The organism is Hymenobacter sp. IS2118 (assembly GCF_000715495.1).
In the GTDB taxonomy this organism is placed as follows: domain Bacteria; phylum Bacteroidota; class Bacteroidia; order Cytophagales; family Hymenobacteraceae; genus Hymenobacter.
The window spans coordinates 47,254-66,316 of sequence record NZ_JNLX01000066.1 but is presented as its reverse complement, the minus strand read 5'-3'; the positions used below and the strand labels follow the sequence as shown (position 1 = coordinate 66,316).

Annotated in this window: 15 protein-coding genes; 5 read left to right on the top strand and 10 right to left on the bottom strand. The window is 56.7% G+C overall.

Annotated features, from left to right (window positions below; genetic code table 11):
- Positions 1-10: 10 nt before the first annotated feature.
- From GM79_RS05005 to GM79_RS04970, 9 genes are all read right to left on the bottom strand, one after another.
- Positions 11-1,138 carry a replication initiation protein gene (locus GM79_RS05005; RefSeq protein WP_051718536.1) on the bottom strand — a complete coding sequence of 376 codons (1,128 nt, stop codon included), beginning with the start codon at positions 1,136-1,138 and terminating at the stop codon, positions 11-13.
- A 738-nt stretch (positions 1,139-1,876) separates the two neighbouring features.
- A complete protein-coding gene (locus GM79_RS05000) occupies positions 1,877-2,416 on the bottom strand; it encodes a hypothetical protein (RefSeq protein ID WP_152559843.1) in 540 nt (179 codons plus the stop codon).
- 169 nt (positions 2,417-2,585) lie between these two features.
- Positions 2,586-2,972: a hypothetical protein gene (locus GM79_RS04995; RefSeq protein WP_035560184.1), complete on the bottom strand. Its 387-nt coding sequence runs from the start codon at positions 2,970-2,972 to the stop codon at positions 2,586-2,588.
- A 67-nt stretch (positions 2,973-3,039) separates the two neighbouring features.
- Positions 3,040-3,363: a hypothetical protein gene (locus GM79_RS04990; protein WP_035560181.1), complete on the bottom strand. Its 324-nt coding sequence runs from the start codon at positions 3,361-3,363 to the stop codon at positions 3,040-3,042.
- On the bottom strand, positions 3,364-3,990 hold the full coding sequence (locus GM79_RS04985) for an Abi family protein (RefSeq protein WP_035560178.1): 627 nt from the start codon (positions 3,988-3,990) through the stop codon (positions 3,364-3,366). It abuts the gene before it with no gap.
- Positions 3,991-4,219: 229 nt separating this feature from the next.
- Entirely contained in the window at positions 4,220-4,384 is a 165-nt protein-coding gene (locus GM79_RS23660) for a DUF3606 domain-containing protein (RefSeq protein ID WP_072008538.1), read from the bottom strand.
- 54 nt (positions 4,385-4,438) lie between these two features.
- Positions 4,439-7,096 carry a DEAD/DEAH box helicase gene (locus tag GM79_RS04980; protein ID WP_035560175.1) on the bottom strand — a complete coding sequence of 886 codons (2,658 nt, stop codon included), beginning with the start codon at positions 7,094-7,096 and terminating at the stop codon, positions 4,439-4,441.
- A 9-nt stretch (positions 7,097-7,105) separates the two neighbouring features.
- Positions 7,106-8,695 (bottom strand): site-specific DNA-methyltransferase, encoded by a 1,590-nt coding sequence (locus GM79_RS04975; protein ID WP_035560172.1) that lies wholly within the window; start codon positions 8,693-8,695, stop codon positions 7,106-7,108.
- Between the two features lie 149 nt (positions 8,696-8,844).
- Positions 8,845-9,954, bottom strand: coding sequence for a hypothetical protein (locus GM79_RS04970; RefSeq protein WP_152559842.1), 1,110 nt, complete (start codon positions 9,952-9,954; stop codon positions 8,845-8,847).
- 161 nt (positions 9,955-10,115) lie between these two features.
- Here GM79_RS04970 and GM79_RS04965 point away from each other — a divergent pair, with 161 nt between their 5' ends.
- A complete protein-coding gene (locus GM79_RS04965; protein ID WP_035560166.1) occupies positions 10,116-13,367 on the top strand; it encodes a DEAD/DEAH box helicase in 3,252 nt (1,083 codons plus the stop codon).
- A 6-nt stretch (positions 13,368-13,373) separates the two neighbouring features.
- On the opposite strand, the gene GM79_RS04960 is transcribed toward GM79_RS04965, so the two are convergent.
- Complete coding sequence (locus tag GM79_RS04960; protein ID WP_035560163.1) at positions 13,374-14,333, bottom strand: site-specific integrase; 960 nt, start codon at positions 14,331-14,333, stop codon at positions 13,374-13,376.
- A 260-nt stretch (positions 14,334-14,593) separates the two neighbouring features.
- On the opposite strand from GM79_RS04960, the gene GM79_RS04955 reads away from it, so the two are divergent.
- From GM79_RS04955 to GM79_RS04940, 4 genes are all read left to right on the top strand, one after another.
- Positions 14,594-15,208, top strand: a complete 615-nt coding sequence (locus GM79_RS04955; RefSeq protein WP_051718535.1) for a DUF305 domain-containing protein — start codon at positions 14,594-14,596, stop codon at positions 15,206-15,208.
- A 123-nt stretch (positions 15,209-15,331) separates the two neighbouring features.
- Positions 15,332-16,111, top strand: a complete 780-nt coding sequence (locus GM79_RS25720) for a DUF6122 family protein (protein WP_200875581.1) — start codon at positions 15,332-15,334, stop codon at positions 16,109-16,111.
- A 74-nt stretch (positions 16,112-16,185) separates the two neighbouring features.
- Positions 16,186-16,383: a hypothetical protein gene (locus GM79_RS04945; RefSeq protein ID WP_035560157.1), complete on the top strand. Its 198-nt coding sequence runs from the start codon at positions 16,186-16,188 to the stop codon at positions 16,381-16,383.
- 313 nt (positions 16,384-16,696) lie between these two features.
- On the top strand, positions 16,697-18,976 hold the full coding sequence (locus GM79_RS04940; RefSeq protein WP_051718534.1) for a TonB-dependent receptor family protein: 2,280 nt from the start codon (positions 16,697-16,699) through the stop codon (positions 18,974-18,976).
- Positions 18,977-19,063 lie beyond the last annotated feature (87 nt).

Here is a 19,063-nt window from a genome sequence, read left to right as displayed (position 1 = left end):
TTAGAATAGGCTAAGAATTATCTGCCGCCGTAGCAAACAGACCTAATTGTAAGTCCTTGCGGACCTGCAGCGCTTCGGCTTTCTGCTCGGCCAGCAGCTGCTTCGCCGCCCGCGAGATAGCCGTGTTGCAGTACTTCTCCTTGCTGTTGATGCGGTCCGTCGGGTGAATGGCTTTCAGGTCCCACTCCCGCAGAATCTTCTTGACCCCTTCGCGGCCCAGGGTGGGGGCATGAAGCGCAATGTTACGGTCGGTGACCTTCCAGGCGCGCAGCCGCTCAATGAGCGCGGCCGTAATCGGGTCGGCGAGCCAAGAGGTAGGAATCTTGGTTTGCTGCTTCTGATTCAACTCAAAGCGTAGCCGCACAATCTTGGGCCGGCCCCGGGTGGCCCGCTCCGCTTCGTAGACGGGCTGCATGGTAAAAGCCACGTCGCTTTCCGCCAGCTCCTCCAGGGGCTCTTTGGTAGTGTAGTGGACCAAGTCCTTTGCCAGCGGGTACTTCATGAGCACCTTGCCAGTCTTGTCTTTTTTGGGCTGCTGGCGCTTATCCAGCACCGGGCCGCAATCCATCAGCGTCCGGTACTCCTCAATCGTCACTTCCCAAACGCCGGTGTCCTTGAACGCCGACAGAATCTCAAAGAACCGCATGGAGTACCAGCTTTTAAGCCGCATGTAGTGCGAGAGCTGATAGCTGGTGTAGTGGGCGACGTTGATGAAATAGTCGGACAGCGCCGGGTTCAGGGGTATCGATATAATGCCGTTTTTGTACCCGGCCGTTTCGTCCTTGCTGGTGTCGAGCAGGTGCCGGGCCCGCCATTCCGACGAGTCCGGACTCTTGAAGGTCCAGATGACGGCCAACAGCTCCAGGATAGCGCCCTCTACTTCCTTGTACACGGTTTCGGGCTTCACGCCGGCCTCAATCACCACGTCGCTGATGCGCAGCTGGTAGAAGGGCCGCAGCTCAAAGTCATCGTCCCGGATTTGGTCGAGCACCCGCGCCATAATGCGCTTGGCCAGCACGCTCATTTTTCGCTGCCGGGAGAACGTCACGTTCCAGTGCTGCTTCACCAGCTCCTTGTGTTGCGGCTCGTAAATGAGCCCTAACGGCAGCGAGGCAGCCGTCACTTTCTTGTTACTCATAGCAGCTAGATTCCAAAAGCGGGAGAGACCGTTGGGGATAGAGAGCACCAAAGTAACACGAAATAAAAGGAGTAGAAATTTAGTAACTCCTAATAGGTGGGGGTAAAACTCCTTTTAATCATTTCAAGAGTAGGGGTAAAACTCCTTTTAATCGGTTTTTGAGTGGGGGTAAAACTCCTTTTAATCAGAACCCCCAGTGGGGGTAAAACTCCTTTTAATACCCCTCACTCCTTATAGTAAACTATTTTGTCTTTTTTAAAGGACAATCTGTAAAAATTCCTACTATGTAGTTTTCTTTCAAAAGGAGGCTTTTAGAGATGGTATAAAACCCATCAGAGGCACGAAAAGCAGACAAACAAAACAGTAAAAAAGAGCACAAACGCCAAAAAATGGCATTGCACTTTTTTACTATTTTATGCTACTATTTTTATAATAAGACATTCCTCTTATACCGGCCCGCTAACACAGAACAAACGTGCTGTTCTCAATTCAACCAAGAAAACAGGGCGCAATAGCACTATCGCCACCAACACCTCTTTTTGTCCCAGATACAGCCTTCAAGAGCGCCGAACTCACCGCTAACCTTACCGAGTCCCATAAGCGGTATTTCAAACGCCACAGAGCGCGATTATGGCTTTGGTTAAAAATTTGGTTCAAAAGTTAACCGGACGGAATCTTAACAGCCTTTCAGCCAGCCTTACCGAGTCGGCGGTTTTCCCCTATTTGTTTACTAGTAGCCTAGGGCCTGACCAGCGAAATAGCTTCCGGGTCCGGGTTTTCGCCCGCCGCCGCTATCCGCTCCTTCAGGCCCGCAATCCACCGCCCGGCCCCGTGGTTATCCTTTGGATTAATCAACACCAGAAACTCGAACAAGGCCAGCGCGTCGGTCCATTTCTTGGCTTTTTGCAGCTCCACGCCCATGGCATAGTAGGCCGTGAGCACAAAGCCATTGCCTGTAGATTCGTAGAGCAGCACATCCCGCCCTTCCTCGAAGGCTTTAGGAAACAATAGCCGGGCCTGCATAAATGCCTGCATCAAGTACGTGAGGCCCAGACCGGGTGTGCGGTTGTTAAGCAGCATCCCCAGGTGCGACACCGCATCCAAGTGCAGCTCCCCACAGCCGGCCATGATTTGCCGGTAGATGCGTTCCGCTTCCAGGGGCGCGGCAGTGTGCAGGGCTTTGCCTTGCTGAAACAGCGCCTCGTGCTGCAACACGACTGCCGGGTACACCACGCGCCAGTGGCGCGGCTGGTACTCTATCATGCGAAGTTGGTCCATGCGTAGGGCCGATAGGAGGGAGTGAACCCAAAAGTAGAGAGAAGCGGAACACCTCATCCGTAGCGGGAAATTCTGTTCCAACTCTAGCGGCCGGTAGGTGGCCGTGGCTATGCTTACCGTGTACATCCGCCCGTTTGGAAGATGGGCAGACTTACCAGATGAATTGTCGCTACACTTCCGCGTCGAAGGCGGCCAGCTCCTGTTGAAAGCGTTCCAGACGGCCCTTCGTCTTCAGGAAGAGCATGTAGCGCGTCTTGCCTCGTATCGGCCCGACATCGAAGCCCAGCAGCAGGGCCTGGTAGCCGAATACGCCCAATAGGTTCTGAATCAATTTGGGCTCCTGCTTGACCAGGGGACCATAGTACACCCGGCGCAGCTGCTCCACATCGACGGCCAGGTTCAGGTCCGCGCAACAGTCCAGCAGCTCTGCCGGCTCGTAGGAGCGCAGATACCCCCGCACCAGGCGTAACGCGTCTTCATATGGTACGGCAAACGAGGCATCGAGCGAGGGGAAATCGGCTTCAAATCGTTCGGCGGAATCATCATCAAACATCATACAGTTCAGGACTATGCTAAAATAATGGCAAAGATAGAAGGCAGAATAACGCTGATTTTGCCGGTGCTTACGGCTCCAGCCACATGATTTCCTGGTCCCATCCCGCCGGAAAACCCATATGCTGCTGGTGCAGGCCCAGGGCAATGATGTCGTATTCGCGGAGCAGGGCTACCACGCGCCGCCCAAAGCTGGAAGTCTGGCTGACCTGTACCATCAGGAAGTTAAAGATGGAAAGCGTGTAGTAGATTCTGGTGTTGATGGCCGTCACGTTGGGCTCGGTGAGCCAGTAGCCGGCGTGGCCCCGCTGGTTGGAGAGCATCGGCTTCATGGCAATGTCCCAGAGCCGGTCGTGGTGGGCGCACTTGTTGCGGACGCCGTTGATGCTCTGCATTCAGGAATCAAATACACGCAACGCCAGGTTAAAGTGGTTGGCAATGGCCAGCTTGGGGGCGGTATCCACGAACTGCGTGAACAGGTTGTAGAGCGTGCCGAAGGAGAGCAGTTCCAGCACCATCCAGGCGGGCGGGTTGCGGGGCTGGTCGTAGAAGCGGTAGTAGTCGGCGATGAACGTTTTGCTTTTGGCCCGGTCCAGCTCACCGCGAATGGTGGCCAGGAGTCGGGCCGACGCGGCTTGCTCAGCGGGCGTACCTCGCTTGAAAAAACGGGCCTGCTCGTACCAGTTGTTGTCGCCGGTATAGCGGGTGATGTGGTAGATGATTTGCGTCCGAAACGATATTTCCAGCCGCTCAATGGCTTCCAGGCACAACAGGCGCAGCTGCCTGTCGAATTGGTAGCGGTGCAGGATGTCGTCGAAGGTGGTGCCGGGCTGAAAGTGGCTGGTGCCGGGTGTCAGGAAGCTGCCCCAATAGCCGCTGAGCCGGTAGTAGCTGATGTTGGCCAGATAGCGCAGGGCCCGCGGCTCGTCCGTCACCACCAGGTCCCGGGCCTGCAGCTTCTGCAGCTGCTGGGTGAAGTCAATGGCCGGCTTGGTGAAGTGGCGAATCGGGCGGGGCGGCATAGGGGATAGGCAAAAAAAAACCCACCCTCAGCGGGATGGGCTTCCGGTCAAACAGCAAGCCGAAGCTTGTGACCGAAGAATTTTACGGTACCAACCAAACAGCACCGGCAAAGCCGATGTGGCGGATACTTTTTTTGTAAGGCAAAGATGCGGCTTTTAGAAAGAAAAGGCAATCCCAGCGTTTAGGAAGCCCAACGTATAGACGTCAGGTATTACCAAGAAGCCGTGCTTACCGTTGCAAATAGGCGCGCACATCGGCTGCCAGCAGACCCACCGCAAGGACCGCATTGCGCAGCCGGGTTTCCGTGCAGTTCAGTGCCTGGCACCAATAATTGACCTCCATGGTGGAAGCAAGATTAACGCGCAAAACGTCGGCGGGAGGGGATGGGAGCATAGGTAGTAAACACCAATAACGCGGCAAAAAGTCCACTGGAAGGCCCTGGAGCCCCTATATATCCCGCAAAATATTGAGAAAGTTGTCCAGCGTATGTGCGCCATCTACCGCCCGCCGCTCATACACCATGTAGTAGCGGAAGTCGTTGCCAGCCTTATGCGCCCAGGTCGCGCCTAAGCTGATTTTGGTCTCGGCGTCTAGGTGGTCGCCCTTGGTTTCAACCACCAGCGTCTTGCCGCTTTTGGTCTGGATGATGAAGTCCGGATAGTGGTTGATGAAGCCGTTGATGCGGAAGCCTTTGCGCTCGGGGTTGCGCGTCCAGAAGGCAATGTTGGGCAGGTTGGCTATTTCGTTGATGACCCGTTCCTCGAAGCCGTTGATTTTGCCTTCCTTCTCATACAAGGACTTGGTAATGGCCTTGCTGGTGTCGCCAGGCGCTATTTGCACCGGGAACGTGTAGGCCGGCTTCATGATGGCCTTGTCCTGGTCGAGGAAATTACTGAACTGCTTTTGGGCGTATTCTTCAGAGAGGCTGCGGATTTTGTCCTTGATTTTCTGCGTGTAGGTGTATTCGTGGTTGGCGAAGTCAGTGAACTGCTCGTCGGTGAAGTCTTCCAGGATTCGGCGGATGTACTTCTCAATCTCCTTGTCGGCAATGGGGTAGAGGTTGCCGATGAGGTCCAGGATGCGGCGCGTGAAGTTCTTCACCCGGCTGTCCTTGCGGGCCGGGTCAAGGATAAAAGCCATGATGCGCTCCTTGGCGTCGCCATCGATGCGGGTGAAGGTGGGCGTGGCCTCCTTCTTGGTTTCGTCCAGGTCCACGCGGTACAGCTCCGAGGAGATGCCGTTGAACTTGATATCGGTGTCGGCTTTGCCCAGCTGGAAGCCCTGCAGCAGGTATTCCTTTTCCAGCAGCACGGTCGTACCGCCGTCGCCGCTGTCGAACAGGCTGGCCGCCGGCTTCTTCCAGTAGAATTGGGGAAGTACCAGCGCGGCCGCCTGCTCGCGGAAAATGTCCTTGATGGGGTAGGTTTTCACGAGCGATTGAAGTTCGGTGGGCAGCACGGTCACGCCGCCAGCATTGCTTTCGTCCACGACTTTTTTAAAGGCGGCGTCTTGTTCCAGCGCCGCTTTAGCAATGGCTTCCACGGTGCTGGTAGCGGGCCCGGTAGCCGCCGGCTGCAGCGCGGCTGCCGCTACGGCCTCCTCAGTAACGGGGGCCACGGGCGCGACGCGGGAGAAATCAACCGCCGCCAGGTCGTCCGTGCCCGTACCGTTCGCCGGCTTCTGGTCGAAGTCAAACGGAGCCTGCGTAAAGGTGCCCGTTGGCTCCGGTTTCGGGGCCAGCGTGGCGGCGTCGGCTACTTTATAGTCGCGGGAGCTGAAGCCGGCCTTGTTGAGGCCCTGCACAATTTTATCCAGCGTTTCGATGAACTTGGTGGAGGCCGTCAGCACGTAGCTCATGTTGAGCATGGGCGCGGCGTGGGGCACCACGTAGGGCTGGCGCAGCACCCGGCCCAGAATCTGCTCCACGTCCACGGCCGACGACTTGTTGGCCAGCGAAGCCAGAATGTAGGCAAAGGGCGCGTCCCAGCCCTCTTTCAGGGCATTCACCGTGATGATGTAGCGTACCTCGCACTTGGGGGAGGAGAGGTCCTCGTTTTTCAGCTCGTTGAGCCCGGCCGTCTTAATGCGGATGTGGCTGGCGGGAATCTTACGCTCGATGAGCTTTTGCTTGAGCAGCTCGAAGGTGGTGTTGTCGTCGGCCGTTTTGGGTTGGGCCTGAAACAGCACGATGGGCCGGATGTAGCGCCCGCCGGCTTTCTGCTCCTGCTTGGCTTGCAGTTCCAGGTTGCGTTGCAGCTGCAGGGCCGAGTTGATGACTTCGGCCAGGTCGTTGTGGTTGTAGACGATGACGGGCAGCTTCACCATGTGCTCTTTTTTGAGCGCCAGCGCGTCCACGAAGCTGATGATGTTGCTGTTTTTGCGGGGCGTGGCCGTCAGGTCGAGAATGAAGGCGGGGTTCAGGTTCTTGAGCATGTCCACGCTCAGGTCACTTTCCGCGTTGTGGCTCTCGTCCACTACCACCACCGGGTTCAGGGCCTGAATCACGCGCATGAGCGTGATGTCCTCGTCATCGCCCAGCAGGGTGCCGAAGGACTGCAGGTTGCCGTTTTCCTGATAGACCTTGCGGTCTTCCTTGTTGCGGGCCCGCAGGCTGTCGAAGCTGAGCACCACCAGGCTCAGCTGCTCCTGTACGCTGCTGGCCGAAAAGCCGCTGCCTTGTAGCAGGGCAGCTTTGTCGTACACCTCCACGCGGCCGGCAAAGTGCGTGCTGATTTTCTGGCGGTAGGGGTGCAGCGGGTCGCGCAGGCTGCGCAGCGTCTGGTCCAGAATCGTAATGGATGGCACCAGCCATACCACGGCCTTGGGCCGGTTGGCGGGGAAGGCCGCGAAAATGGTGCGCAGGGCGTTGCTGGCAATGAAGGTTTTGCCGCCGGCCGTGGGCACCTTGATGGTGACGTGCGGCACGCCCGGCACGGTGTTCTTATACGGCTCAATGGCCGTGCCTGGAAACGGCTGCAACGGGGTGCGCGGGTGCGCGGCCCAGAAATCGTGGAAAGCGTCGGGTAGGTTTTTGGTGGCCTGCACGCAGTCCAGAAAGCGGGCGAGGTCCGTAATGACCTCCTGCTGGTAGGGTTTCAGCTCCATGCGGGTGGTCTAGAGACGCGAAATGTCGCGCGGGATTTTCTTGAAAATGAGACCGTGCTGCGTCATGAATTCGGGCGTGAGCAGGCAGTTATCGGCGTAGATGATGTACTGGCCCGCTTTGGTGCAGATGGTGCTCAGAAACTCGTGGTCGAGCGTCGTGACCTCCTCAGGCGCGTAGTGGAAGTAGTAGGCCGCGCCGTCGTGCTGGCCGAGGAAGGCTGCGTTGTCGTCCGCCGTTTCGGTGGGGAGCGGCTGCTTGGTTTCGGCGTAGTAGAGGTACTGACGCAGGCCGGGCAGGCCGGCTTGCTCGTTCAGCTCGCCGCTCTCGGTAAACACCGGCTCGCCCAGCGTGAGGTAGTCGAAGCTGCCGCCGGTGCCGGGCTGGCCGGCGTAGCCCTGCATCACGCGCTTCACCCGCTCCGCCGTGATGTGCTCGGCGTAGTCTTCCATCTCCGTGAGGATGAATTTGCGGTTGCCGCCGTCCTGCTGGTTGAGCTTGAGCACGGCGTGGGCCGTGGTGCCGCTGCCGGCGAAGCTGTCGAGGACGATGGAATCTTGGTCGGTGGCAAGTTGGAGGATTTTCTCAATAAGCCCAACCGGTTTTGGCGTATCAAATAAGCCTTTACCTTCAAATATTTCCGTTAGTGTTTTGCCGCCATCATCGGTTGTCCCAGTGTCCTTGTGATACCAAATATCGACTGGAACCATGCCCTGAGCGTCAGTCAAAAAGCTCTTTAAACGAGGCAGTGGATTTTTGCCTTCAGTACCCCAATAAAGCCTATTGTCTTTCACATGTTCTTCGTACTGCGAATAGCCGTATTTCCAAGCATGGGTTGGATGATTTATTTCTTGCCCAGTATTGGGGTTTTTGATAGGATAAACCAAGTTTTTCCTCTTCTCCTTGGTGGCAGGATTCACATATGATGAGCTAATCCAAACGCCGCGAGAATCATTATCAGGGTTAGTGTAAAGCGAATCTGCTTTTTCGGTGCGTGATTCCCTTAAATAGCTTACTAGCTGACTTTTTCTGTACACTAAAATACTGTCTTTCAAAGAGTAAAACAGCTTTGCATTATTGCTTCTAGTGAATCGTTTTTCCCAAGCAATATTGGCTAGGAAATTATTAATTCCGAAAATTTCGTCTACCACAAGCCGCAAATTGGCGACTTCCACATCGTCAATAGAAATAAAAATCATTCCATCCTCCGCCAGCAGCTTGTGCAGCAGCTTGAGGCGCGGGTACATCATGCACAGCCATTTATCGTGGCGGGAAAGGTCTTCGCCTTCCTTGCCCACTACCTGGCTGAGCCACTTCTTGATTTTGGGGTCGTTGACGTTGTCGTTGTACACCCAGCCCTCGTTGCCGGTGTTGTAGGGCGGGTCGATGTAGATGCACTTCACCCGGCCCTCGTACTGGGGCAGCAGGGCTTTCAGGGCTTCGAGGTTGTCGCCGTGGATAATCTGGTTGCCGCTGCCGGTGGGTTCGGCGGTTTGGGTGCCGTCGGCCAGGGCGCCGTACTGGTGGTCGAGGAGGCGGAAAGGAACGTCCTGGTGGTGGTTGATGACTTTGTCTTTACCAATCCAGTGGAGGGTGGGCATAAAAAGCGTAGCGTAAGGGAGCCGACGAAGGTACGGTAGCGGCAAACCCGAAGCTAATCCAATTGGCACCTCTTAAGCTGCTCACTAATCCTACACGCGGCAATTGGTATTGCCATCTACAGGCCTTCCGCCGGATAACCTGCGCAAAGTCAGGTGCCCGCATTGGCTTCCTTATTTTTAAGGTATTCGAACAAACACACAATCTGGGTCCGGTCGGGGCCGAAGCCCTGAAAGGCGTCACATTCAAAGCAATCCACGGCCACATTCGCATACGGTACCCCGTGGTACCGGCGGACAGCCTTCGGGCAGCCGTCGACGTGCCACACCGGCTCCATACCATTTACCAAGCACTTGCTGAGCGGCCAATAATGATTGCGGTAGAAAGCTGGTTTGCTTTGCGCTATTCGGGCCCTTTCCTGAGGCGAGCGAACGGCTAGCTCGGCCTGCCACTTTTGTCGGGTAGCCTGGCGGGCTTCCTCCCGGAGGTCTTCGGCACGTAGCCGTTCAATTTCAAGCCGGCAAGCTTCAAAATAGCGCTGCCGCCGGTCCCGGAGCTTTGCACGCAAGGCCGGATTGAACAGCCATTTCTTATAGTCTGCCTGCTGAATAATTAACTCTTCCAACTCGGGTAGGGACAGGTCGCGCTTGATTTTGCTTAAGTCAATTTCCAGCGCGGGCAGGCCCAGGGTTCGAATCTTTTCCAGCTTTTCCGCATCCACAAAATGCGTTACGGCCACCTCCACCAGCACTTGTCGTCCCCCAATGGTAACAACCACATCGGGGATGATGTCGCCGGTCTTTTTCTCTAGTATGACAGCTTCGATAGGAGCTAGGTACGGGGCAAAATAGTAGCGCGAAAGCATTCCCAGCTCCGTTTCGTTGTACTCGGAGGTTGCGTGGTTAAAGCCATCAGTGTGCTCCAGCTCATATGTATAGGGCTTTGCGTCAAAGTCGAAGTTTGCCCAGAAACCAGGAGTAAAGGAAAAGTCACCGGCTGCACCGGGCAGGCACAATTGGCCGTGTCGGGCAATAATGTCCTTCGCTGCCATGTGCAGGGCCGTTTGAAGCCCGGTGCTGCACTCTGCCGATTTGTGGTGGGCAAAATGGGCTGCTTTCTGATTGGCGGCTCCGTTTTTGGCCACCAGCTGCGCCCCACAGCCCGGACACTCGCAGCCACAGGCCAGGCCATTAGCAGCGGCATTTATGTGAATCAATTGCCCGTCGTGCAGGCCATACGGTAGTTTGAGCTTGACAGACACCTTATATGAGTTGGCTATTTCAGATTCGGCCCCGTGGGCATAAGGCAGCAAGCGTACCGGGCTAGAACAGGAAATAAGTAGCCAAAGCGTATGTTTATGCCTTCCTTACGAAGCGTAAATCTACTGCTTCACCTGCCTGACTTTCCATTAATTATCTACCGATGAAGCTGACTTTACCCGATTGGCGTAACAACTGGTTTGTAATACCCAAAAGCAAGAATATGATTACGCAGCTCGTAGTAAAAGGCAGGACGTTGACGGACGTGACGGCTACCGTCCATCTCACGGGTCTGCGTGTGACTTCCGCAGAAATTAATGCTTATTTGACGGCTACCGAAACTGACATTCCAGGCGACGAGCCCAACGTATTACAAAGCCGGAAAAAGCCCACACTCGCTGCCTTCACGCAGCAAGAGCTGGTGTTTAAAAAGTGGCTCAAGGCAGAACAGCCTATTGCTGCCAGCCCTGAAGAAATCACGGCATCCTGGCGCGGTAAATTCCATTTCATAGAAGAGGACCAGGACGCCAAGATTAATGGCTTGCGCCAACCACAGCTTGGCGCCATCTACTCGATACTGGGGCATTTGAAGCTCCCGACGGGCGCGGGCATTGTGGTGTTGCCTACGGGTACGGGCAAGACTGAAACCATGCTGGCAACTTTGGTGGCTAATCAGTGCCGCAAAGTTTTGGTGGTGGTTCCGTCGGATGCGCTGCGCACCCAGATTGCGGAAAAATTTATCACGCTTGGCCTGTTGAAGGAATTTCGAATTCTGGACGAAAGTGCCCTTTACCCATCCGTAGGCACATTTCGGCAGTCATTTACCGAAACCTCGGACTTTCACCAATTCGTTGCGCAAAGCAATGTAGTTGTGGCCACAATGGCTATTCTTCAAACGCTGGCCAAAGAAGAACTGGAGCACCTGTCGGCCGAATGCTCACACGTCTTCATCGATGAAGCGCACCACGTTAGAGCCAAGTCCTGGAACTACGTGAAGGAGCGTTTCGATGCCAAGAAAATAATTCAGTTCACCGCTACCCCATTCCGCAACGATGGCCAGCGTTTGGAAGGCAGTATCCTTTTCAATTTCCCGCTGAGCGAAGCCCAAAAGCAAGGGTACTATAAAAACATCGAGTTTCTTCCCGTCAGCGTGGCCAAGCCCGAAGAAGCTGATAAAGTCATTGCCGAAACCGCCATTGCCCGCCTTCGGAAGGATTTAGCAATCCCGCACAATCACATCCTGATGGCGCGGTGTGCGACAAAAGAGCGCGCCGAGAAAGTATTTCAGCTGTATGCCCAGGAAACCGATTTGCAACCGGTTATTCTCTACTCCGGCATGCCAAAAGGCAAAGAAAACTATCGGAAGATAGTGGCTAAACAGACCCGAATTATTGTCTGCGTTGATATGCTTGGGGAGGGTTTTGATTTGCCCGAACTTAAAATTGCCGCTTTTCACGATATCCGGAAAAGCTTGTCTATTACCCTCCAGCTGGCCGGGCGCTTCACGCGCACCAAGTACGACGAGCAGTTGGGTGATGCGTGTTTCATTGCCAACATAGCGGACCCGGAAGTAGGCGACGAACTGGATGAGCTCTACGCGCGGGATGCCAACTGGAGCCTGCTGTTGGCCAACATGAGCGAGGGCAAAGTGGCCGAAGAAGTTGACTTTAAAAAACTCCTGGCAGGCTTTCCAAAACTGGCCGAGTCGAAGTTGCCACTCAACAACATCAAGGTCAAGCTGAGCACGGTCGTCTATAAAAACAAAACCGATACATGGAGCCCTGGCAATTTTAAGAAAGGGCTGCCCGGCTATGAGAAAGCCTTTTACAAGTTCGATGACTTGAACCGGGAAGATAATATGCTTATTGTCATCACGGCTACCCAGGAAGGGGTAGATTGGCTGGATTCCAAGGAGGTCTATCAACTTACCTGGCGGATAATTGTGGTCTACTGGGAAACCAAAAAAAATCTGCTTTTCATTCACAGTTCCGATAATTCCTCCTTGTATGAAGACTTGGCTAAGGCCATTATCGGTGATGCTGCTCAATTGATAAAAGGGGTTGATGTGTTCAAAACCTTCGATGGAATGCACCGCATCACGCTTCAAAACGTGGGGCTGCGGAACCGTCTGGGCAAGGACATCAGGTTCCGCATGATGGTAGGTCGCGACTTGGAAGAGGCCATCAGCATCATCGAAAAACAGAAGGGCGAAAAGGCTTTTGTGATGGGAGCGGGCTACGAAGTGGGTAAAAAAGTCAATTTGGGGGCCTCCTACAAAGGCCGTATCTGGACCAAACGCGAGAACGACCTGAGCGTGTTTAAGAAATGGTGCGAAAAAATTGGCAAAAAGCTTCTGGACCCCAGTATCGACCCCAACCAGTTTCTAAAAGAAACCCTAGTGCCTATCCTCATTGAACGGTTTCCAGCCCTTGACCCGGTATGGATTGACTGGCACGAAGACTTATACAATGAAGGGGAACTGCATTTCAAATTTGAACTTGGCACCGAGAAGGCGGATTTGTCCTGTCTCTCAATTGATTTAACGGGCATTTTTAATGCGACATCCATCAAATTCGCCGTGTCCAGCGACACCCAACAAGCAGAATTTGAGCTCAAGATTATAGAAGCCGGAGAAGCCGGCGAAGAGTATCCTGATTATGAAATATCTCAAGTCGCTGGGCCAACGGTTAGTGTATTGTATGGTCGACGCAACCTTGCTGGAGCTGCTTTTTTTCAAGCCTTCCCACCGGCCATTTGGTTTGTGGACGGCTCTTCGGTCAGCGGTAATGACTACGTACCCCTGAAACAAAACATTGGTCTATTTCCACAAGCCGACATTGAGGTCTGGGATTGGACGGGTGTTGACTTAAACGCAGAATCACAGGGGGTGTTACCGGTAACAGATTCCATCCAGTACCATGTAATTAAGGAGTTGAACAAGCGGGACTACGACATCATTTTCGATGATGATGGAAGCGGCGAGGCCGCGGACGTAGTTGCTATAAAAGTGCTCACCGACAAAATCAGAGTCGAGCTCTATCATTTGAAGTATGCCAAAAAAGGTAAAGTCGGCAACTCCGTTGGCAATCTATATGAAGTGTGCGGGCAGGCCCAACGTTCGATGCACTGGAAGCACAAGCCGGGCGATGCATTGATGATGCACTTGTTGCGTCGGGAACCTAAGAACAAAAAGGGGGTGTCACGCAGCCGATTTGAGAAGGGCACCGCAATAGAATTGGAAGCCCTGAAAAAGCTGGCTAAGCGCCGGTTGCCACTGGAGTTTGAAATGATAATCGTACAGCCTTCGCTTACTAAATCAAAAGTGGGAGATGAAATCCTAAAGCTTCTGGGCGTTACACAAAACTTTGTTCGAGACCTGGCTGGCGTATCTCTGCGAGTGATTGGTAGCCATTAAATAATATTATAAGCCTAATTTTTGGGCGGCGTTATGCTGACGCACGTTGTCAAGTCGGGTATAGCGCCGAATCATCTCCGAGGTCTTGTGCTTAGTCTGGTTCATGACCTCGCTGTCATCAGCGCCGTTAAGTTTAGCTACTGTCACGAAGGAGGCACGCAGGGAGTGGGCCGTAAACTTAGGTCCCAGGTGCCGCTGCACGATTTTATTGAGGTGGACATCCGTAAGTCGGCGGTCGGTGAGGCGCCCGCCTTTGCGGAATGATACCAGAATTGGCCCCGAAGTACGCTCCAGTAGCCGTAGCCAGGCCTGCAGCGTACGAATGGTGCAAAGCGTAGGGTCTGGGGAGTAGAAAATGGCCTTCTCTTCGGCTTCCCCCAGCTGGTTGGTCTTACTGCGCTTCAGATTGATAGTAAGCCCATCCTCAGAAAAGGTCAAGTCGTCCAGGTCTAAGGCCGACAATTCGGAACGGCGAAAAGCGCCGGTAAAGCCCAGCAGCAGAATTACCCGGTCTCGCAATCCTGCTGGCGTTGTGGCATCGATGTGCTTGATGGTGCGCTTGAAGCTGGCCAGCGAAAAGGCCGGGGCCTGCTTTTGCCGCACGCCCTTCAGCCGGCTGATGCCGTCCATGAGCACCTTGAATTTCTTGTCGTCCGTGGGCGAGGCCAGGTCGCGTAGCGCGTGGGCTTTGCTGATGGCCGCGCAGCTGCGCTGAATGGTCGATACCTTTTTCCCGGCTTCGGCCAGGTGGGTCACAAACCCCGCGAGCGTTTCCACCGAGGCCGGCAGCGCTACCTGTCCGTGCGCGGTGCACCAGGTGGTGAAGCGGCGCCAATCGCCGGCGTAAGCCCGGGCGGTATTGGGGGCGCCTTGCAAGCCGGCTTCGACATAGCGCGTCGTATGCTCGGTCAGGTGCGCGAGGCCCACGGAGCTGGGTGAGGCGGGAGCGACAGGTACGGAACTCACGGCAGCCTATATAATAAGGAGTGAAAACACGGAAATCGGGCGATTCCCAAAAGTAGTGGATAAGGTATGATAACTAAGACTTATCATACCTTATAAACAGTATAGCGAGCACAAGCCCGCTGCAAAATAGCGCTTTGATACACGGACAAGGGGTTGCGGCAGCGGGAAATTATGCAAGGAAATCGGCCGAAAGGTGTAGAAACAATGCGGTAAGCCCGTCGTTGTTATGGTTCACCATCAGTAATTAAGCTCCGCTGACCATGAACCGTCTTTCGCGTTTGCCCTTTTTAGCCCTACTGCTCTTCACCGTCCTGTTTACGGCCTGTAAAAAGGACCACAATATGGACGACATGGCCCACGACAGTCCCTACATGAAAATCATGGACGACATGATGACCAAGATGGACGCGCAGGCGAAAACCCAAGACCCCGACCACGACTACGCCACCCAGATGGTGCTGCACCACGAGGCCGCCATCAAGATGGCCGAAGAGGAGCTGCGCACGGGTAGCAACCAGGAAATGAAGACCACGGCGCAGGACATCATCACCAAGCAGCGGGCCGAAATCGGGCAGTTCAACGCCTTCACCAGCGGCCACCAGCCCATGCAGCCCCTGGTGCCGCAGTTCAACACCGTGCAGAAAACCAACATGGACAAGATGATGGCCGCCAGCAACGCGCGCACCCTCACGGCCCGGCCGGATTACGACTTTGCGCAGCTCATGGTCGACCACCACCAGGCGGCCATCGACAACTCGGAAGCCCTGCTGCAATACGGCCGCAACGCCACCACCCGCGCCCTGGCCCAGGCCATCATCACCGACCAGCGCCAAGAGATTGCCGCGCTGCAGAACTGGCTCACGCGCAACCGCTAAACGGACGCGACAACCCGAAAAAAAGGCAGCTCCTATGGAGCTGCCTTTTTGCTTTGCAGTGCGTACCATTGGTTGGGCCGCCCGGGCTAAGCGTAATCTTTCGGCCCGTTGTAATGAGACCGCATGCTTCCTTTACCTGTTTTCCGCCTCATCAGATATATCGCCGCCGGCCTGGTTCTGCTACTGGCCGGTTGCCAGTCATCCGCTATAGTCTACAAGTTTGCAGTTGCCGCCGAGTCTCGCCCTCCGCGGCCGGTACAGCGCTTCGATACGGCAACGGCCGTCACCGCCCATGAATTCCCCACCACCTCGCAGAGGCGGGTAAAGGCGAAAGTGCGACTCCGGGCCGCAGACACGCTGAACTACAGGTCCTTGGAGAAAAAGGAGCAGGCGAATCAATCGGGTGGAAGGTATCCAAAAGCAACGAGTAAGGATACCGCGAACAGCTCAACCCGGCCGATGACTCCGCGCGGGCTACGCCAGCCCTCCGCACCCAAATTATTAAGCGCCCAAACGCTGGTGCATTATAGCCTGCACTTTGTGTTTCCAGCCGCATTGGCGCTGGTGTTTTTCCCCTTAATGTGGCAAACCGCATACCTTATTATGTTGGCCACGATGCTCATGGACTTGGACCACCTGCTGGCCACCCCCGTCTTCGACCCGCTGCGCTGTAGCGTGGGGTATCATCCGCTGCACTCTTTTTATGCCATCCCGGTGTATGCGCTGTTGCTACTGCTGCCGGCGACGCAAATTGTCGCCGTGGGCCTGCTTTTCCACCTGTTCACGGATACGGTGGATTGCTTGTGGTCCTTCCGCCACTGTCACGAGTGTTATCTCAACTCCCGTATTCATGGATTGCTCGACTGGGTGCGCAAGCTACTGGGGCGTGAGGAGGTCGGGTAAACCGGGCAAAAAGAGTGTACTGGTAACACATTCGGATTGGACACACATTCCTTTCCTCGGCTGCGCTCCGGCTGGTGGTAGCTGTTCCCAAAGCCCACAGGCCCTACCTGAACGCATCCGGCACCGTCAGCTTCACCGTGCGCTCCTTGCCCCAGGCAACCTTCACCGGCCGCATCAAGCGGCAAGCCAGCGCCGTCGACCAGCGACTGCGCTCGGTGCGGGTGGAACTGGCCGTGCTTCGGGTGGAGCGCCGCCGGTTTCTGTCCGTTTGAGCGCTGGGCATCTTGCCGCATAGCTTCTTCTTCTTCTGTTGGCTGGGCTCCGAGGCGCAGGAAGCGGCCGCCCTGCTCCGTAACCCCGATACCGACACCGCCGGCAAGGTGCTGCTTTCCGCGCTTCGCTGTATGGCTTGTACTACCTGTTCAACCGCGCGCTGCAACGGACATTGCGGCGCTCGATGCCTCCGATTGCTTGAGGCCAACTGGCAAAATGGGGAACTATGTAAGCAATAAAGAGGATTGATGTTATTTGTAATCATTCTAAATAAGGGTATCTTTGTGCCGTTAATTCACCCAAGGCCCACTAATGAGCTATTTTTCTTACCGTTCCGTTGCCGGCCTTCTGGTCGCTGCTGCCTTTTCTACCGCTTCCTGGCACCCGGTGCTGGCGCAACAGGCGCCCGCCGCGCCCGATTCCATCCGCCGCCAGGCCCTGAGCGAAGTCACCGTGACCGGCGCGGCCACGCACTTTGCCGCCCCCGTCGATGGCACCACGATTACCGCCGGCCGCCGCAACGAGCTCATCAAGCCCCGGGAGGTGAACGCCAACCTGGCCCAGAACAGCATGCGCCAGGTGATGGCTCGCATCCCTGGCCTGGTGGTGTGGGAAAACGACGGCTCGGGCCAGCAGATTAACGTGGCCACCCGCGGCCTGAGCCCCAACCGCAGCTGGGAGTTCAACGTGCGCCAGAACGGCTACGACGTGAGCGCCGACGCCTTTGGCTACCCCGAAGCGTACTACAACCCGCCGCTGGAAGCAGTGGAGCGCATCCAACTGCTGCGCGGAGGGGCCGGCCTGCAGTTCGGGCCGCAGTTCGGGGGCCTGCTCAACTACGAGCTCAAGCGCGGGTCCCGCGACAAGAAAGTCGAAATTGAAACCAGCAACACGGCCGGCTCCAACGGCCTGCTCAATTCCTACAACGCCGTGGGCGGCACCGTGGGCAAGGTGAACTACTACGCCTACTACCGCCACCGCCAGGGCAACGGCTGGCGCCCTTCCAATCAGTTCAGCGTGGACGACCTGCACGGCAACGTGCACGTGGCCCTGACCGAGCGCCTGACCCTGAACGCGGAGCTGACCTACATGACCAACCAGCTGCAACAGCCCGGTGGCCTGACCGACGCGCAGTTCGCGCAGGACAGCCGCCAGAGCACCCGGGCGCGCAACTGGCTCGGCACGCCGTGGCTGGTGCCGGCCCTCACGCTGGAATACCGCGCCGGCGAACGCACCCGCCTGAGCCTGAAAACCTTTGGACTGGTGGCCGCCCGCAACAGCGTGGGCTTCGTGGTCGGCCTGCCGGCGCCCGACACCGTGAACCGCCGCACCCGGCAGTTTGCCGCCCGCCAGGTAGACCGCGACGACTACCGCAACCTCGGCGCCGAGCTGCGCCTGACCCAGGACGTGGACCTGCTGGGCCGCACCCACACGCTGGCCACCGGCCTGCGGGCCTACCGGGCCACCACCTCGCGCCGGCAGCGCGGCACCGGCACCACGGGCTCGGATTTTGACCTGACGCTGACCGGCGACGGCCGCTTCATTAACGAGTTTGACTTCACCACCACCAACGCCGCGGCGTTTGCCGAGCTGCTGCTGCGCGCCGGCCCGCGGCTGAGCTTCACGCCGGGCCTGCGCTACGAGTACCTGCGCAACACCGGCACGGGCTACCTGGGCCGGGCCGCCAACGGCAGCGAAAACCGCATTCCGGACCAGTCCAGCCAGCGCAACGTGCTGCTCTACGGCCTCGGCACCGAATTTCAGGTGTCGGCCACGACCAACCTCTACGCCAACTATTCCCGCGCTTTCCGGCCCGTGCTCTTCGGCGACTTAGTGCCGCCGGCCACCGCCGACGTCATCGACCCCAACCTGAAGGACGCCCGCGGCTACACCACCGAAGTGGGCTACCGCGGCAATTTCAAAAACTGGCTGCGCTTCGACGTGGGCTACTTCTTTATGAACTACGAGGACCGCATCGGCACCGTGCGCCGGTCCGTGCCCGGCGGCACCGCCGGCCAGACCCAGCAGTTCCGCACCAACCTGGGCCGCACCCAGACCCACGGTCTGGAAGCCTACGCCGAGCTGGACCTGATTCACTCGATTACCGGCAACTCCAACCTGCCTCACCTTGACCTGTTCGCGGCCCTGAGTTTGCTCGATGCCCGCTACGGCGACCTGCCCGTGACCACGCTCACCGGCACGGGGACTACCACGCAGATTGTGGAAAGCAACCTGGAAGGCAAGTACGTGGAAAACGCCCCGCGTCAGACCCTGCGCACCGGCCTCACCTTTGCGCACAAAGGGCTGTCGGTAACCGGGCAGTTCAGCCACGTGGGCAAGGCCTACGCCGACGCCAACAACACGGAGCAGCCCACCGCCAACGCGCAAACCGGGGCCGTGCCGGCCTACCAGGTCGCCGACTTCTCGGCCACCTGGAAACTGGGCCGCGACAGCCGCTACCGACTCAGCGGCGGCGTCAACAACGTGTTCGACGCGCGCTACTTCACCCGCCGGGCTGGCGGCTACCCCGGCCCCGGCATTTTGCCCGCCGAGGGCCGTACCTGGTTTGCCGGCCTGGGCCTGACGCTCTAAACACCATCATGGGCAGTTGCAAAAAGGGGCCGCTCCATGGAGCGGCCCCTTTTTGCGTGGGCTAGGTCTGGGAATGGGCAGCAGCCT

What these genes read in the sequence shown, in the direction of transcription:
- GM79_RS05005 (WP_051718536.1), bottom strand. Translation starts at nt 1,138, where the DNA reads ATGAGTAACAAGAAAGTGACGGCTGCCTCGCTGCCGTTAGGGCTCATT.
- GM79_RS05000 (WP_152559843.1), bottom strand. Translation starts at nt 2,416, where the DNA reads ATGGACCAACTTCGCATGATAGAGTACCAGCCGCGCCACTGGCGCGTG.
- GM79_RS04995 (WP_035560184.1), bottom strand. Translation starts at nt 2,972, where the DNA reads ATGATGTTTGATGATGATTCCGCCGAACGATTTGAAGCCGATTTCCCC.
- GM79_RS04990 (WP_035560181.1), bottom strand. Translation starts at nt 3,363, where the DNA reads ATGCAGAGCATCAACGGCGTCCGCAACAAGTGCGCCCACCACGACCGG.
- GM79_RS04985 (WP_035560178.1), bottom strand. Translation starts at nt 3,990, where the DNA reads ATGCCGCCCCGCCCGATTCGCCACTTCACCAAGCCGGCCATTGACTTC.
- GM79_RS23660 (WP_072008538.1), bottom strand. Translation starts at nt 4,384, where the DNA reads ATGCTCCCATCCCCTCCCGCCGACGTTTTGCGCGTTAATCTTGCTTCC.
- GM79_RS04980 (WP_035560175.1), bottom strand. Translation starts at nt 7,096, where the DNA reads ATGGAGCTGAAACCCTACCAGCAGGAGGTCATTACGGACCTCGCCCGC.
- GM79_RS04975 (WP_035560172.1), bottom strand. Translation starts at nt 8,695, where the DNA reads ATGCCCACCCTCCACTGGATTGGTAAAGACAAAGTCATCAACCACCAC.
- GM79_RS04965 (WP_035560166.1), top strand. Translation starts at nt 10,116, where the DNA reads ATGAAGCTGACTTTACCCGATTGGCGTAACAACTGGTTTGTAATACCC.
- GM79_RS04955 (WP_051718535.1), top strand. Translation starts at nt 14,594, where the DNA reads ATGAACCGTCTTTCGCGTTTGCCCTTTTTAGCCCTACTGCTCTTCACC.
- GM79_RS25720 (WP_200875581.1), top strand. Translation starts at nt 15,332, where the DNA reads ATGCTTCCTTTACCTGTTTTCCGCCTCATCAGATATATCGCCGCCGGC.
- GM79_RS04940 (WP_051718534.1), top strand. Translation starts at nt 16,697, where the DNA reads ATGAGCTATTTTTCTTACCGTTCCGTTGCCGGCCTTCTGGTCGCTGCT.